General features: G+C 72.7%; 14 protein-coding genes. 1 reads left to right on the top strand and 13 read right to left on the bottom strand.

What is annotated here, in order from left to right; all coding sequences use genetic code 11:
* Positions 1-116 precede the first annotated feature (116 nt).
* The 5 genes from ACGF1Z_RS28445 to fmt form a co-directional block, all read right to left on the bottom strand.
* Positions 117-959 carry a hypothetical protein gene (locus ACGF1Z_RS28445; RefSeq protein ID WP_393008827.1) on the bottom strand — a complete coding sequence of 281 codons (843 nt, stop codon included), beginning with the start codon at positions 957-959 and terminating at the stop codon, positions 117-119.
* Between the two features lie 113 nt (positions 960-1,072).
* Positions 1,073-2,908 carry an alpha/beta hydrolase gene (locus tag ACGF1Z_RS28440; RefSeq protein ID WP_393008825.1) on the bottom strand — a complete coding sequence of 612 codons (1,836 nt, stop codon included), beginning with the start codon at positions 2,906-2,908 and terminating at the stop codon, positions 1,073-1,075.
* Between the two features lie 8 nt (positions 2,909-2,916).
* Positions 2,917-3,372: a hypothetical protein gene (locus ACGF1Z_RS28435; RefSeq protein ID WP_393008823.1), complete on the bottom strand. Its 456-nt coding sequence runs from the start codon at positions 3,370-3,372 to the stop codon at positions 2,917-2,919.
* A 219-nt stretch (positions 3,373-3,591) separates the two neighbouring features.
* Positions 3,592-5,037 (bottom strand): RsmB/NOP family class I SAM-dependent RNA methyltransferase, encoded by a 1,446-nt coding sequence (locus ACGF1Z_RS28430; RefSeq protein WP_393008821.1) that lies wholly within the window; start codon positions 5,035-5,037, stop codon positions 3,592-3,594.
* A 174-nt stretch (positions 5,038-5,211) separates the two neighbouring features.
* Positions 5,212-6,144, bottom strand: coding sequence for a methionyl-tRNA formyltransferase (fmt, locus tag ACGF1Z_RS28425; protein WP_393008819.1), 933 nt, complete (start codon positions 6,142-6,144; stop codon positions 5,212-5,214).
* Positions 6,145-6,512: 368 nt separating this feature from the next.
* Here fmt and ACGF1Z_RS28420 point away from each other — a divergent pair, with 368 nt between their 5' ends.
* Complete coding sequence (locus ACGF1Z_RS28420) at positions 6,513-7,028, top strand: hypothetical protein (protein WP_393008817.1); 516 nt, start codon at positions 6,513-6,515, stop codon at positions 7,026-7,028.
* Between the two features lie 197 nt (positions 7,029-7,225).
* Here ACGF1Z_RS28420 and ACGF1Z_RS28415 read toward each other — a convergent pair whose 3' ends face one another.
* The 8 genes from ACGF1Z_RS28415 to ACGF1Z_RS28380 form a co-directional block, all read right to left on the bottom strand.
* Entirely contained in the window at positions 7,226-9,373 is a 2,148-nt protein-coding gene (locus ACGF1Z_RS28415; RefSeq protein WP_393008815.1) for a primosomal protein N', read from the bottom strand.
* Positions 9,374-9,477: 104 nt separating this feature from the next.
* The gene (gene metK / locus ACGF1Z_RS28410; RefSeq protein WP_393008813.1) at positions 9,478-10,686 is read right to left on the bottom strand and encodes a methionine adenosyltransferase; all 1,209 of its coding nucleotides are present in this window, start codon (positions 10,684-10,686) and stop codon (positions 9,478-9,480) included.
* Between the two features lie 242 nt (positions 10,687-10,928).
* The gene (coaBC, locus tag ACGF1Z_RS28405) at positions 10,929-12,143 is read right to left on the bottom strand and encodes a bifunctional phosphopantothenoylcysteine decarboxylase/phosphopantothenate--cysteine ligase CoaBC (protein ID WP_393008811.1); all 1,215 of its coding nucleotides are present in this window, start codon (positions 12,141-12,143) and stop codon (positions 10,929-10,931) included.
* Positions 12,144-12,248: 105 nt separating this feature from the next.
* Entirely contained in the window at positions 12,249-12,521 is a 273-nt protein-coding gene (gene rpoZ / locus ACGF1Z_RS28400) for a DNA-directed RNA polymerase subunit omega (protein WP_005319902.1), read from the bottom strand.
* 28 nt (positions 12,522-12,549) lie between these two features.
* The gene (gmk, locus tag ACGF1Z_RS28395) at positions 12,550-13,113 is read right to left on the bottom strand and encodes a guanylate kinase (protein ID WP_393008809.1); all 564 of its coding nucleotides are present in this window, start codon (positions 13,111-13,113) and stop codon (positions 12,550-12,552) included.
* Between the two features lie 61 nt (positions 13,114-13,174).
* A complete protein-coding gene (locus ACGF1Z_RS28390; protein ID WP_030493613.1) occupies positions 13,175-13,498 on the bottom strand; it encodes an integration host factor in 324 nt (107 codons plus the stop codon).
* A gap of 325 nt (positions 13,499-13,823) precedes the next feature.
* Positions 13,824-14,657: an orotidine-5'-phosphate decarboxylase gene (gene pyrF / locus ACGF1Z_RS28385; protein WP_393008806.1), complete on the bottom strand. Its 834-nt coding sequence runs from the start codon at positions 14,655-14,657 to the stop codon at positions 13,824-13,826.
* Positions 14,654-15,763 (bottom strand): quinone-dependent dihydroorotate dehydrogenase, encoded by a 1,110-nt coding sequence (locus tag ACGF1Z_RS28380; RefSeq protein WP_393008804.1) that lies wholly within the window; start codon positions 15,761-15,763, stop codon positions 14,654-14,656. The genes pyrF and ACGF1Z_RS28380 overlap by 4 nt, the downstream gene beginning before the upstream one ends.
* Positions 15,764-15,801: the final 38 nt, after the last annotated feature.

Raw genomic sequence — 15,801 nt, 5'->3', positions numbered from 1 at the left:
TTCTTGAGCACTTCTTTGCCGCGAGGCGGAACGGATGGTGAGGACACCGGTTCACGCGAGGGACTTAATGGTACAGACCAGCTGATTCCGCCGTCAGGGGTCGGCGGAATCCACTGTCAGACGTCTGCGGACTCCGGACCGTCAAGGGGCGTCGTGACCGCCACCAGCACCGCACCGGTGTCCGAAACGGCGACCTGCGCGACCGTGCGCTCGTCGGGCCGGCCGGCGACGACGCCCGGGGCGCCCCCGGCCGTCGGCAGGGGACGTACGCGCCACCCCGCGCCCTGGAAGTACGCCTGAGCGCGTTCCACGGCCCGTGTCTGCTCCTCCTCCGCCAGCGGCTCGGTCGACCAGGTGTGGTGGACCGCGTCCCCGGACCCGTCCCGGACCCTGCGGAGGCCTTCACCGGGCCGCGTGGGCGCCGCGCCGACCCCCAGCACGTCGTAGATCCGGCTGGAGTGGCCGAGGGCCCGGCGCGCGGCGGGAGAGTCGGCGTCCGCGGTCGCGAACGCGGCGGGGTCGGCCGCGGCGGCCGAGCCCTTGGCGGGCGGGAGGAAGCAGGGCGATGTCACCTTGAGGGAGGCGACCCCTTCACCCTTGGCCCGGTCCACGACTCCGGTGACGGCGTCCATCCAGAAGTCGTCGGCCTCCGTTCGCATGTAGACCGTCGGAAAGGCTCCGGCCCAGTCGACCTCGCCCGAGGTGTTGTACTTGTGGCCCCTCTTGAGCCAGGCGTCCCGTGCCTGGCGCACGAGGTTCTGGGCCTGGACCCCCGGAACACCGGTCAGTTTGTAGATGAGGGTCACCTGTACCCGGTCGTCGGCACCGTGGTCGTCCCTGGCGATGCAGGCGCCGACGGGCGCGTTGCCCATGCGCTCCAGCGTCGGCCGGGGCGACATTCCGTCCACCGCCTCGCCGATGATCTCCTCTGCCCGGTCGATCGCCTGCTGCTCGTTCATCGTTACCTGCTTCGGTGCGTTTCCGCCGGTCTGTCCGTCCCCCTGCGCCCCGCACGCGGTCACCATGGTCGTCATGGCCAGCAGTGCGAGAGCCGGGATTGCCTTGCGTGGATTCACAGTCGTCCTCCGGTCACGATCTTCCCGAGGGTGCCGAGGGGTTTTTCGTCCCAGTACTGGGAGTGCGCGGGCATCATCTCCCAGTCATGCACGAGGGGCAGCTTCCCGTTGGGGACCTCGAAGACCTGGCCACCGAAGTCGTCTGAGGTCGGGTCGGTTCCGTGCACGATCGCGTCGTCGTCGAAGAACGTGTCCCAGTACGCCTTCGGGCTGAGGAAGTCCTTGGCGAACGGCGGGGCGACGTTGATGAGGTCGTTCTGGGCCGTCGCCGCGAAGACGTGATCCGGCGGGATGTTCAGGTCCTTGGCGTGGTCCACTCCGACACCCGGGCTGCCCACCATGATCGCATTGTCGACCGGCAGGTCGATGTGCATGCTCATGGTCTCGCCCACCACCAGGGAGCCGTAGCTGTGACCGAGGAGCGTCTGGTTCACACCGCCCTCGCGGTGATTGGCCTCCTCGATCCCCTGGATGAAGTTGCCGAGCGGCTCCTTCGCGTCGTCGGCCCACTTGGTCTCCGTGGCATCGGTCGTGATGCCCTGCGGAGCGTCGTAGCCGAGCCACACGATCGAGGCCGTCGAGTGGGCCCCGTCCTGGCGCTCGGCCTCCGCCTGGAGCGCCACCGCCCGGTCCATGTCTCCGCCAATGGACTCCAGCTCGGCGAACGTCCCGGGCACGTACGTCACGACGTTGTCGGCGGTGTCCGGATTCCCGATGGAGACGATGGCACGTCCCATGTTGTTGCCGTCGAACCCGAGGAGGTAGGGACGGTTGCTCTCGCTCGTGTAGCTGTCGAACCGCTTCTGTATGTCGTCCATGCCCTTGTAGCCGTTCTCGAGCTGCTTCCGCTTCTCGTCCCACTCCTTCCATTCCTCCGTCGGGACCATCGCGCCCTTCACCTCACGCCCCGTGACGGGGCTGATGTAGGGCCGGTAGTGGGCCGGTTCCTTCGTGAGCCAGGCGTCGTACTCCAGCTGCCTGGCGGCGCGCTGCTCTGTGAGCACGGTGCGGTTCGCCTCGTCGCGTACGGAGGAGGGGAGGCCGTCGAGTGCCCCGATGCTCGCCGGGTGCATGGTGACATAGGCTTCGCGCTGCTCGTCGGTCAGGCCGTTCCACCAGTTGGCGTTGTCCTGGGGCCAGTCGTTCTCGGGCGGCGCCTTGATCGTGTGGAGGTAGGCGTCGGCCGCCTCGCGCACGCCGCCCGTGTCCGACGTGACGTCGGTCCAGTCCTTGGCGGACACGGTCAGGTCGTCATCGGCCCTGAGGGCCCGTATCTTCGGTTCCCACTTGACGTCCGCGTCCGTGGCCTCCTTGAGCGCGTCGGCGATCCGGTCGGCGTATCCCGCGGCCTTGCCGAAGTTCGGGTTCGGGTGGATGTTCGCCGCCTGGCGGTCCAGGGCGTCGGAGGTCTCGTTGCCTCCGGCGCTCCCCGTCACCGTGCCGCCCTCGGTGTCCTTGTCCGCGCCGGGCTTCCGACCTGCCGGATAGGTGACCGAGCCGTCCGCGTTCACGGTGCAGCCGTCCGCCGCGGCGTCGCCGACCGCAGCCTCCAGCTTTCGCTGGGCGGCCGCCATGTCGTGGGCGAATCCCTTGAGGGCCGTGCTGATCACATGGCACTCGGTCACGGTGTAGTGGAAGTTCTTCGCCAGGGCCTGGAGCTGCTTCTGCGACGCGTCGTGCGCCTCGCCCGCCAGCGACTTCCGCATGCCCGTGGCGACCGTGTTCTCGATGTGCTCCTTGCCGGCCTGCGCCGCGTTGCCGAGGGCGCGGTAGCCGTCGGCCGCGCCCTCGAACTCGGAGGGCTTGAAGGCCTTGAGGGTGGCGTAGTCCATGTCCGCCCTCACCGGCCCTTCGCCTGGCCGCCGACGGCGTCCGTGTCCGCGTACTCACGGCTCAGCCGGTCCATCTCGCCCTTGACCGCGTCATCGGTCCTCAGCACGTCGTGGCCCACCTGCTGCAGGACTCCCTGAAGCGCACCGCACCGCTTGCCGACGCTCTCGGCGTACTTCTTCCAGGAGTCGTAGACGTCCTTCTGCGCGGCGGCGCTCAGACAGCCCGTCGTCGCGCCCAGCCCCGCCTGGCCCTCGTCCAGCTTGCTCAACCCGGTGCCGATGCCCTGGCGCAGGGAGCCCACGCCCTCGCCGGCCGTGTTCCACGCCTTCTGGCTGGACTTCAGGCCGCCCGTCACGGCGCTGGGCCCGCTGTCGGGCTCCACCGGGACATGGTTGAGCCGCATCGCGGCGGGCTGCCGATCGGCCACCCCGGCCTTGATCTGTTCCCACTCGTCCCACGCCACGTGCAGCCCCCGTATTCACCGTTGTGGATCACAAGCCGGAGGACACTCCATCGCACCACGGCGCTCAACTCATGAGTATGCGTACCTATCTGACTGAGCATCCGACGCGCTCGAGGCCGGTACGGAAGGCGGCTGGGCTGCGGGCGGTCCGGAAGCCCGCCGCGGTCAGGGGGCGACGCTGCCGGCGATGCGGCCCGGGCCGCCCCCTCGGGCGTCGGCTCAGGCGGTCCGGCGGATCAGGGCCAGGTACATCGCGTCCGTGCCGTGCACGTGCGGCCACAGCTGGACGTCCGGGCCGTCGCCGAGGTCCGGCACGCCGGGCAGCAGCGGGCGGGCGTCGATCAGCTCGGCGCCGGCCACCTTCTTGAGGACGTCGTCGACCACCACGCGGGTCTCGGCGAGGTGCGGCGAACAGGTCGCGTAGCCCACCACTCCCCCGACGCGGACGGCCCGCAGCGCCTCGGTCAGCAGCCCCCGCTGCAGCGGGGCGAAACCGTCGAGGTCCGAGGGGCGGCGGCGCCACCGGGCCTCGGGGCGGCGGCGCAGGGCGCCGAGACCCGAGCAGGGCACGTCCATGAGGACCCGGTCGAAGACGCCCTCGCCCCACGGCGGGCGGGTGCCGTCGGCGGCGATGACCTGGTACGGGCCGGGGTTGCCGGCCAGCGCGCGCTCGACCAGGCGGGCGCGGTGCGGCTGCTTCTCCGAGGCGAGCAGGGCGGCGCCGCGCTCGGCGGCGAGGGCGGCGAGCAGGGCCGCCTTGCCGCCGGGGCCGGCGCAGCCGTCGAGCCAGCGGGCGTCGGGGCCGTCGAGGGGCGCGTTGGCGAGGGCGATCGCGACGAGCTGGCTGCCCTCGTCCTGGACGCCGGCCCGGCCGTCGCGGACGGCCTCGATGGCGCCGGGCTCGCCGCCCTCGGAGAGCCGCAGCGCGTACGGGGACCAGCGTCCGGGCTCGGTCTCGGCCGCGGCGGCCAGCTCCTCGGTGGTGGTCCGGCCGGGCCGGGCGACGAGGGTGACCTCGGGTCGCTCGTTGTCGGCCTCCAGCAGGGTCTCGATGCCGGCCCGCCCGCCGCCGAGGGCGTCCCACAGCGCGGAGACCACCCAGCGGGGGTGCGAGTGGACCACGGCGAGGTGCTCCTCGGCGTCGTCCTCGTAGGGCGGCGCGACCCGCTCCACCCAGGTCGCGAAGTCGTCCTGGGCGATCTTGCGGAGCACGGCGTTCACGAACTTGGCCCGCCCGTCGCCGAGCACCACACGCGCCAGCTCGACGGTCGCGGACACGGCGGCGTGGCTCGGGATCCGCGTCCCGAGCAGCTGGTGCGCGCCGAGGGACAGCACGTCGAGCACCGGCGGGTCGACCTCGCGCAGCGGCCGGTCCACGCAGGCGGAGATGATCGCGTCGTAGGTCCCCTGGCGGCGCAGCGTGCCGTAGACGAGCTCGGTCGCGAGCGCCGCGTCCCGCCCGTCGAACTTCTCGGGCCCCTCCTGCTCCCGCGCCTTCTTCAGCATCGGGGGCAGCACCAGGTTCGCGTACGCGTCCCGCTCGTCCACGGCCCGCAGCACCTCGAAGGCGAGGATCCGCACGGGATCCTTCTTGGGCCGACGGTGGGGCCTGGGGGCCTTGCCCGTGCCGGGCCTGGGCGCACGACGACGTGCCTGCTCGCTCAAAGGTGCTCCGCGTGAGAAGTGATCCGGTGGAGAGGGTCCGGCCGCCGGGGGCCGACCCCCTCAGCCTACGTCCGGGCTGCGTACCCGGGAAAACGTGCCCCCGCGGCGGGCCGGGCCCCCGGGGCCGGTGCCGCGGGGGACCCGGTGCCGTCCGGGACGGCCCGGGTCGGCCGGCTACGCGCCGACCCGCTCGCCCGGGGCGATGCGGACGCCACGGGCCCAGTCCGCCGCCTTCATCGGCTTCTTGCCCTGGGGCTGGACCCACAGGAGCTCGACGGCGTGGGACCCGGTGCCGACGTAGACGTTGTTCTTGGCGGCGGCGAGTTCGCCGGGAGCCAGGTCGGTGCGGTCCGGGACGAGGGCGGCCTGGATCAGCTTCAGGCGCTCGCCGCGGAAGAGGGTCCAGGCGCCCGGTGCCGGGGTGCAGCCGCGGACCACCCGGTCGACGCGGAGCGCCGGGGCGGCGAAGTCGACGTGGGCGTCCTCGACCTGGATCTTCGGGGCGAGCGTGATGCCGTCGGCCGGCTGCGGCACGGCCTTGAGGGCACCGTCCTCGATGCCGTCCATGGTCGCGGCGAGCAGCCCGGCGCCCGCGAAGGCGAGCCGGGTGAGCAGGTCGCCACTGGTGTCGGTGGGCCGGACGTCCTCGGTGACGACGCCGTACACCGGGCCCGAGTCGAGACCCTCCTCGATCTGGAAGGTGGACGCACCGGTCACCTCGTCGCCCGCCATGACCGCGTGCTGCACCGGCGCCGCGCCGCGCCACGCGGGCAGCAGCGAGAAGTGCAGGTTGACCCAGCCGTGGGCCGGGATGTCCAGGGCCACGCGGGGCAGCAGCGCGCCGTAGGCGACGACGGGGCAGCAGTCGGGCGCGATCTCCCGCAGCCGCGCCAGGAACGCCTCGTCCCGCGGCTTCTCCGGCTTGAGGACCTCGATGCCGGCCTCCTCGGCGCGCTGGGCGACGGGGCTCGCGACGAGCCGTCGCCCGCGCCCCGCGGGGGCGTCGGGCCGGGTGACGACGGCGGCCACCTCGTGCCGCCCGGAGGCGAGCAGGGCGTCCAGGGCGGGTACGGCGACCTCGGGGGTGCCTGCGAAGACGAGCTTCACGCGGGAAAACCTCGCATCTCGGGGCGATGGGGGTGCCTCCCCGCTCGGCGGAGCCGAGAGCGTGCGGGAGGGCAGCGCACCAGTCTAGGGCGTGCCCTCCGGCTCGTGCCCGGCCCGTGGGGTCCGGGCGTGATCCGGCCCGTGCGCGGGGACTTCCGCCCGGCGCCCCGGGCGTCACCGCCCCCGTGCGTGCCCCTGCTCGCCCCCCAGGGGGCGTACGCGCGGACGAGCGCCCTCCGCATATGCCCATACGCCCCCGCAGCGTGACCCAACTCCCGGTGGCGCGTTGGTCAAGAGAGATTGACCGAATCGGGTCGCCCTCCCCCAGCGGCCCGCCCCTTTGTCACGCCGGTTCGAGAGGCTTATCCATGGCCGACCACGCAACCCATGACGCCCAGGCCCGGGCGAGTCTGCACCTGCTGGTGCGGGACATCGAGCGGGTCCGGCGGCAGGTGGACGCACTGCGCACGCTCACGGCCCAGCTGGGCAATGTCTACCGCCCGCGCCGCTCCGCCCCTTCGACGGGCTTCGTCGTCTACGGGCGTGCCCCCGCCCCCACCGTGCGGCTCGCCCAGGAGCTGCGGGACAGCGTCGAGACCCTGGTGACCGCCGCGGTGGACTTCGACCGCTCGCTCGGGTTCTCCTGGGACGCGGTGGGCTCCGCGCTCGGAGTCACCAAGCAGGCGGTCCACCGCCGCTACGGCTCCCGCCGTGCCCCCCAGCCGGGCGCCCTGGAGCAGGAGCGCGCGCCGGAGCCGGCCACGACCCGCCCCATGCCGGTGGTCCCGCCGGCCCGCAGCATGCCGCCGCAGCCGACCTCGGGCAGCCAGACCCTGCGCGAGGAGACCCGCCCCCCGGTCTTCCCCGCCCCGCGCAACGGCTGAGCGCGCTCCCGCGCCCGGCGCCGGTGCCCCGGGCCCGACGCCGCCCGGAGGCCGTACGGCCGCCCTGGACACCCCTCGTGCGACCGCCGACCCGTCCGAGCCCGCCCAGGCCCCCGATGCCCCTGTACGCGCGCTGAAAAGGCCGCCCGTCTCCCGCGGGCGGCCTTTCGCGTGCGCCCGCGGGACCCCACGCCCCCTCAGCCGATGTCCGGCGGGTCCACCCGCACCCGCACCGGCTCGCCGCCGCCCCGTGCGAGGCGCGCGGCCTGGGCCTTCTTCAGGGCCGTGGCCAGCGCGTGGCCGCTGCCCGGCCGCACCCGGATCAGGGCACGGTCCCACTGCTCGCCCGGTGGGGTGTCGCCGGGGCGGCGCGGCCCGCCGGGGCGGGTGACCGGGAGCGGGACGGGACCCAGGATCTCGGCGTCCTCAGGCAGTTCGGCTGCCGCCAGGAAGGCCGTGAGGGCCTCCGGCGGCCCGGCGACCGCCGCCATGCGCGAGACCGGCGGGAAGCCCAGCTCCGCCCGCTCGGCGAGCTCGCGCTGGGCGTGGCCGACGGGATCCCAGCGGACGAGGGCCTGGACGGGCCGGAGGGTGGGCTCGGCGACCACCACGACGGTCCCGCCGGCGGCCTGGCCCCGCACCAGCGAGGCCGCGTCGATCCAGCGGCGCAGCGCCTCCTCGCCGGCCCGCAGGTCGGGGCGGCCGAGCATCGCCCAGCCGTCCAGGAGCAGGGCGGCCGCGTAGCCGCCCTCGGCGACCGGTTCGGCGCCCGGCGTGCTGACCACGAGGGCGGGCCGGCCCGGCACCCGGTCGAGGATGTGGTCGCGCCCGGAGGTGCGGACGGGCACGGCCGGGAAGGCGCGGCCCAGCTCCTCCGCCGTGCGGCGGGCGCCCACGACCTGGGCGCGCAACCGGTTCGACCCGCAGGCCGGGCAGTGCCAGTCGGCCGCGGAGCGCCCGCACCAACCGCAGTGCAGTTCCCGCTGTTCGGGGGCCTCCAGGGGCCCGGAACAGTGCCGGCAGCGGGCGGGCGTACGGCAGCGCTCGCAGGCGAGCCGGGGCACGTAGCCGCGGCGGGGCACCTGGACGAGGACCGGGCCGGTCTTCAGGCCCTCCCGCACGACCTGCCAGGCGAGCGTCGGCAGCCGCGCGGCGCGGGCGGCCTCGTCGCGGGCGAGGTCGGTGTCGCCGACGGTCCGTACGAGGGGCGCGGCGATCCGCACCTGGTCGCGGCCGGCCACGAGGGGCTGGGCCCAGCCCGACTCCACGAGCTGGGCGGCCTCGACGGTGCAGGCGGTGGAGCCGAGCAGGAAGGCGCAGCGGTCGTGGGCGGCGCGCAGCAGCAGGACGTCCCGGGCGTGCGGCTGCGGGGCGTGGGGTTCGCTGTGACTGGTGTCCCCGTCGTCCCAGATGACGGCGAGTCCGAGGTCGCGCACGGGCGCGAACATGGCGGCGCGGGTGCCGACGACGGCGCGGACGGCGCCCCGCCGGACGGCGAGCCACTGCGCGTACCGCTTCTCGGGGCCGGCCTCGGCGGTGAGCAGCGCGTGCCGTCCCTCGCCCAGGAGATCGGTGAGGGCCTGGTCGACGCGGGCCGCGGCCCGCCCGTCGGGCACGACGACGAGGGCGCCGCGCCCGGAGGCCAGGGTGGCGGCGACGGCCCGGGCGACCTCCTCGGCCCAGTGCGGACCCGGCAGGGCGTTCCACACGGCGCGGGGCACCCCGCCGCGCGCGAGGGAGTCCAGGAAGGCGGCCCCCCGCTCGTACCGCGCCCAGCTCCCCGGCTCGGGGGCGGCCGGCGCCGGCAGCGGCTCGGGCGACGGCCGGCTCTCCGCGCGGGCGTTGCGCGGGGGCACGGCGAGCTGGAGCACGTCGGCGAGGCTGCCGGCGTAGCGGTCGGCGACGGCCCGGGCCAGGCCGAGCAGCTCCGGGCCGAGCACCGGTTCGGGCGAGACGACGTCGGCGAGCGCGGCGAGCGGTCCGGAGTAGTCCGACTCGGCGCGCCGCTCCACGAGGAACCCGTCGATCAGGCGTCCGCCCTCCCGCCGGCCGCCCCGCACCTGGTGCGCCCCGGCGCCGAAGCGGACCCGCACCCGCACTCCGGGCTGCGCGGTCTCGTCGAGCTCCTCGGGCACGGCGTAGTCGAAGAACTGGTCGAGGTGCAGGACGCCCTTGTTCACCACGACCCGGGCGACCGGCAGCTCCTTGGCGAGCGCGGCCCCGCGCCACGTCCGGGGCTTCGCCCGCGGCACCCTGGCCCTGCGCACGGTCTCCCGGATGAGCGCGAGCTGCTCGGGCTCCGCGTGGCCGGGCGTCTCCTCGGCCTTCTCGTTCTCGCTGCTCACAGCCTCATACCTACCAGACGCCACCGACAGGGGAGCGGGCACGGCGAAGGCCCGGCACCTCTTGGGTGCCGGGCCTTCGCCGCGCTACGGGTGAAGAACCGGGCTCAGACGCCGGCGGCCTTCTTCAGGGCGTCCACGCGGTCCGTGCGCTCCCAGGTGAAGTCCGGCAGCTCGCGGCCGAAGTGGCCGTAGGCGGCGGTCTGGGAGTAGATCGGGCGGAGCAGGTCGAGGTCGCGGATGATCGCGGCCGGGCGGAGGTCGAAGACCTCGCCGATGGCGTGCTCGATCTTCTCGGTCTCGATGGTGTTGGTGCCGAAGGTCTCGACGAAGAGACCGACGGGCTCCGCCTTGCCGATCGCGTACGCGACCTGGACCTCGCAGCGCGAGGCGAGGCCCGCGGCGACGACGTTCTTGGCGACCCAGCGCATGGCGTAGGCGGCGGAGCGGTCGACCTTCGACGGGTCCTTGCCGGAGAAGGCGCCGCCGCCGTGGCGGGACATGCCGCCGTAGGTGTCGATGATGATCTTGCGACCGGTGAGGCCGGCGTCGCCCATCGGGCCGCCGATCTCGAAACGACCGGTCGGGTTGACCAGGAGGCGGTAGCCGTCGGTGTCGAGCTTGATGCCGTCCTCGACGAGCTGCTTCAGCACGTGCTCGACGACGAACTCGCGGATGTCGGGCGCGAGCAGCGACTCGAGGTCGATGTCGGAGGCGTGCTGCGAGGAGACCACCACGGTGTCGAGGCGGACGGCCTTGTCGCCGTCGTACTCGATGGTGACCTGGGTCTTGCCGTCGGGACGCAGGTACGGGATGGTCCCGTTCTTGCGGACCTCGGTGAGGCGGCGGGACAGGCGGTGCGCCAGCTCGATCGGGAGCGGCATCAGGTTCGGGGTCTCGTCGGACGCGTAGCCGAACATCAGGCCCTGGTCGCCGGCGCCCTGCTTGTCGAGCTCGTCCTCGTCACCCTCGACGCGCGACTCGTAGGCGGTGTCGACGCCCTGAGCGATGTCCGGGGACTGCGACCCGATGGAGACCGAGACGCCGCAGGACGCGCCGTCGAAGCCCTTCTTCGAGGAGTCGTACCCGATGTCGAGGATCTTGTTGCGGACGAGAGTGGGGATGTCCGCCCAGGCCTTGGTGGTGACCTCACCGGCGACGTGCACGAGGCCGGTCGTGATCAGCGTCTCGACGGCGACACGGGAGGTGGGGTCCTCCTTGAGCAGCGCGTCGAGAATGGTGTCGCTGATCTGGTCAGCGATCTTGTCGGGGTGGCCCTCGGTCACGGATTCCGAGGTGAACAAGCGACGGGACACAACGCTCCCTGAGGTTGCAGCGGCTGCTGGCTAGGCGATTGCGGACCGGCAGGGGGCTGCGCCCCGCGACGTTCCGAGGACAGTCTATCGGTCACGATCGGGTATCTGGCCAGGTCCCCCGGCATGCTCTTGCGCGATCCGGGCACTCGTCGCCGCACCGAGCTGGACTTTTGTCCGTTTTGGCAGATTTTCTCTCGGCTGTGGCACCGATATCCGGTCGTCGTGCTCCGTTGGCGGGGAATTCACCCGGTCGCGGCGGCCAGGCGGGGAAGCACGAGGTCCCACACCGTCTCGGCCAGCGCTTCCTTCGGTCCGTGGGGCACGGGGGTCTCGGTGCCGTCCGCCGCGAGGACCACGGCCTCGTTCTCCTCCGAGCCGAAGGTCTTGCGCTCCCCCACCTCGTTGACGACGAGCAGGTCGCAGCCCTTGCGCCGGAGCTTCTTGCGCCCGTTGTCGAGGACGTCGTCGGTCTCGGCGGCGAAGCCGACGACCACCTGACCGGCACGGGCGCGGTCGGCGGAGATCTCCGCGAGGATGTCCGGATTGCGGACCAGCTCGACGGTCGGGGCACCGCCGTCGTCCGTCTTCTTGATCTTGCCGGTGGCGTACGCGGCGGGCCGGAAGTCGGCGACCGCCGCCGCCATGACGACCGCGTCGGCGTCGGCGGCGGCCTTGAGGACGGCCTCGCGCAGCTGGACGGCGGTGCCGACGCGCACGACGTCGACGCCCGCCGGGTCGGGCAGTCCGGTGTTGGCCTCGATCAGGGTGACCCGGGCGCCACGGGCGGCGGCCGCCCTGGCGAGGGCGTAGCCCTGCTTGCCGCTGGAGCGGTTGCCCAGGTAGCGGACCGGGTCGAGGGGCTCGCGGGTGCCGCCGGCACTGATCACGACATGCCGGCCGGCGAGGTCGGGGGCGGTGACGCCACGGGCCAGGACGCGGCGGCAGATCTCGAAGATCTCCGTCGGGTCGGGCAGCCGGCCCTTGCCGGTGTCGACGCCGGTGAGCCGGCCGACGGCGGGCTCGACGACCACGGCGCCGCGGCGCCGCAGGGTGGCCACGTTCTCCTGGGTGGCGGGGTGCTCCCACATCTCGGTGTGCATGGCGGGCGCGAAGACGACCGGACAGCGTGCGGTGAGCAGCGTGTTGGTGAGCAGGTCGTCGGCGAGGCCGTGGGCGGCCTTGGCGAGCATGTCCGCGGTGGCGGGCGCGACGACCACGAGGTCGGCGGCCTGGCCGATGCGGACGTGCGGGACCTCGTGGACGGAGTCCCAGACCTCGGTGGAGACGGGGTTGCCGGACAGGGCGGACCAGGTGGCCGCGCCGACGAAGTGCAGGGCGGAGTCGGTGGGCACGACCCGCACGTCGTGCCCGGACTCGGTGAGCCGGCGCAGCAGCTCGCACGCCTTGTACGCGGCGATGCCGCCACTCACGCCGAGGACGACCTTCGGCTTCGTCACCGCGCTCAACTCTGCTCCCCTGAAGGCTCGGATGCGTACGTCTCCATGAGACACCACAGGCCCGGCGGATGTTCCGCCGGGCCTGTGGTGACAAGCGTTACAGCCTTACTGAGCCGGACCCTCGATGGCCTCGGAGGTCAGCAGGCCCGCATTGATCTCGCGCAGGGCGATCGAGAGCGGCTTCTCGTGGACATGCGTGTCGACGAGCGGACCGACGTACTCGAGCAGACCCTCGCCGAGCTGCGAGTAGTAGGCATTGATCTGACGCGCACGCTTGGCCGCGTAGATCACGAGGCTGTACTTGGAGTCAGTCGCCTCGAGCAGCTCGTCGATCGGCGGGTTGATGATGCCCTCGGGCGCGGTGATGGAAGAGGACACGCTCTACCTTCCGAAGATGGAAAAAAGATCAGACAACGTTCATCAACGTTAGCAGCTCGCGCGCGACGTCCTCGACCGAGGTGTTGACGAGCGTGGTGTCGAACTCCGATTCGGCGGCCAGCTCGACCTTCGCGGCCTGCAGCCGGCGCTCGATGACCTCGGGCGACTCGGTGCCGCGGCCGGTGAGCCGGCGCACCAGCTCGTCCCAGCTCGGCGGGGCCAGGAAGACCAGCTGGGCCTCGCCCATGGACTCCTTGACCTGACGCGCGCCCTGGAGATCGATCTCCAGGAGGACCGGCTCGCCCGCCTCCAGGCGGTCGAGGACCGCGCGGCGCGGGGTGCCGTAGCGGTTGCCCGCGAACTCGGCCCACTCGAGCAGCTCGCCGTTGGCGATCAGCTTGTCGAACTCGTCGTCCGTGACGAAGAAGTACTGGACGCCGTGCTTCTCGCCGGGACGTGGCTTTCGTGTCGTGGCCGACACCGAGAGCCAGACCTCGGGGTGGACCTTGCGCATATGAGCGACGACCGTGCTCTTGCCCACCCCTGAGGGGCCGGAGAGCACGGTCAGTCGCGGACGTACCTCTGCTGCCATGCAGCGATTATTCCAGCTTTGCCGGGGTGCCCGGGACGTGTCGCCCCGGACCGGGTCGCCGTCAGGCGCCGGCGCCGCCGAACTCGCGCTCCAGGGAGGCGATCTGGTTGGAACCGAGGCCGCGGACCCGGCGGCTCTCGGAGATGCCCAGTCGCTCCATGATCTGCTTGGCGCGGACCTTGCCCACGCCCGGCAGGGACTCGAGCAGCGCGGAGACCTTCATCTTGCCGATGACGTCGTTCTCCTGGCCCTGCTTGATGACCTCGTGGAGGGAGGCGCCGGAGTGCTTGAGTCGATTCTTGACCTCGGCCCGCTCCCGGCGAGCCGCGGCGGCCTTTTCGAGCGCGGCTGCGCGCTGTTCAGGGGTAAGGGGCGGAAGAGCCACGCCTACGTCACCTCGGATGTCGAACTGTCGGATACGGACCGGTGGGAAGCCGGGCACCCCGCGGAGAAGCTGGGCGCCCCACACCAGTGGAGCAACGCCCGACGTGGAGTACGCCGAACGCCGACTCTGTTCCGGAGACTAGCGGCCAAGGCCGCTCCAGTCAGCGAGAACAGACGAAAAGTCCTGGTCAGCATCGACCGACCAGGACTTTTCCGACATAACGACGCTGTTTTGGGTCAACTTTTGGCAAGGAGTGAGACGGCGAGGACACGCCGCCCGACCTGCGGATTGGCGAGAACCGGCCGAAACCGGCCCGCGAGGTGCCTCAGGCGCCCACGGCCTCGCGGATCTCGTTCGCATAACGTTCCGCGGCCGCCCTCAGGGCGACGGCGTCCGGACCCGCCGTGAGGACCGCCCGGCTGACGTTCGGCACCACGTTGCGGACCGCCGCACCGAAGACCCCGGGGAGGTCGGCCGGGGTCGCGCCCTGGGCCCCGATGCCCGGGGCCAGCAGCGGGCCGTTGATGTCGAGGTCGAAGGCGGAGAGGTCGCCGAGCGTGGCGCCGACCACCGCGCCGAAGGAGCCCATCGGGGTCTCCCCCGCGTTCTCCTCCGCCAGGTGCGCGAGCATCGTCGCGCCGATGGTCCGCCCGTCCTCGCGTACGGCCCGCTGGACCTCGGCGCCCTCCGGGTTGGAGGTCAGCGCGAGCACGAAGAGCCCGGCGCCGTTCTCCCGGGCCAGGTCCACGGCCGGCCGCAGGGATCCGTAGCCGAGGTACGGGGAGACCGTGAGCGCGTCGGAGAAGAGCGGGGAGCCCTTGCTGAGGAAGGCCTCCGCGTAGGCTCCCATCGTCGAGCCGATGTCGCCGCGCTTGGCGTCCATGACGACCAGGCCGCCCGCCGCCCGCAGGTCCGCGACGGCACGCTCCAGGACCGCCACGCCGCGCGAGCCGAAGCGCTCGAAGAACGCGGCCTGCGGCTTGAAGACGGCCACCGTGTCGGCCAGGGCCTCGACCACGGTGAAGGTGAAGCGCTCCAGGCCGGCGATGTCGTCGGCCAGGCCCCAGGAGTCCAGCAGGGAGGCGTGCGGGTCGACCCCGACGCACAGGGGGCCGCGCTCGTCCATCGCGGCGCGGAGGCGGGCACCGAAGGAGATCATGCGGTGGCCTTTCGGGTGTCGGCGCCGACGGCCTCGGCGAGGGTGGCGTACGGAGAGGCGGCCAGGCGGGCGGCGAGGCCCTTGTGGACGGCGCGGGCGTAGAACGGCCCCTCGTAGATGAAGGCGCTGTAGCCCTGGATCAGCGTGGCACCGGCGAGGATCCGCTGCCAGGCGTCCTCGGCGTTCTCGATGCCGCCCACGCCGACCAGGACGATCCGGTCGCCCACGCGCGCGTACAGGCGGCGCAGGACCTCCAGGGAGCGCTGCTTGACGGGCGCGCCGGACAGGCCGCCGGTCTCCCGGACGAGCGCGGGGTCGGACTTCAGGCCGAGGCCCTCGCGGGCGATGGTGGTGTTGGTGGCGATGATGCCGTCGAGTCCGAGCTCCAGGGCCAGGTCGGCGACGGCGTCCACGTCCTCGTCGGCGAGGTCGGGGGCGATCTTCACCAGGAGCGGGACGCGACGGCCCTCGACGGACCGGTCGGCGGCCTCGCGCACGGCCGTGAGGAGGGGCCTCAGCGACTCGGTGGCCTGGAGGTTGCGCAGTCCCGGGGTGTTCGGCGAGGAGACGTTGACGACCAGGTAGTCCGCGTGGCGGGCGAGCCGCTCGGTGGACTTCACGTAGTCGGCGGCGGCCTCGTCCTCGGGTACGACCTTGGTCTTGCCGATGTTGACGCCGACGACGGTCCGGAAGACCGGGTTGCGCGCGGCCAGACGGGCGGCGACCGCGGCCGAGCCCTCGTTGTTGAAGCCCATGCGGTTGATCAGCGCCCGGTCCGGGAGGAGCCGGAAGAGACGCTTCTTGGGGTTGCCGGGCTGGGCCTCCCCGGTCACCGTGCCGATCTCGACGTGGTCGAAGCCGAGCATGGCCATGCCGTCGATGGCGACCGCGTTCTTGTCGAAGCCGGCGGCGAGGCCGAAGGGGCCGTGCATGCGCAGCCCGAGTGCCTCGGTGCGCAGCTCCTTGTGGCGGGGGGCGAGCGCGGCCGCGACGAAGGTGCGCAGGACCGGGGTGCGGGCGGCGAGCCGGATCCAGCGGAAGGCCAGGTAGTGGGCCTCCTCGGGGTCCATCCGCTTGAAGAACAGGTGGAAGAAGAGCTTGTACATCGTCCGAGATATCCCTCGTGCGCTCATGAAGAGGGGGA

The organism is Streptomyces sp. NPDC048018 (assembly GCF_043202995.1).
GTDB lineage: Bacteria > Actinomycetota > Actinomycetes > Streptomycetales > Streptomycetaceae > Streptomyces.
This window is presented reverse-complemented; position numbering and strand designations above follow the sequence as displayed.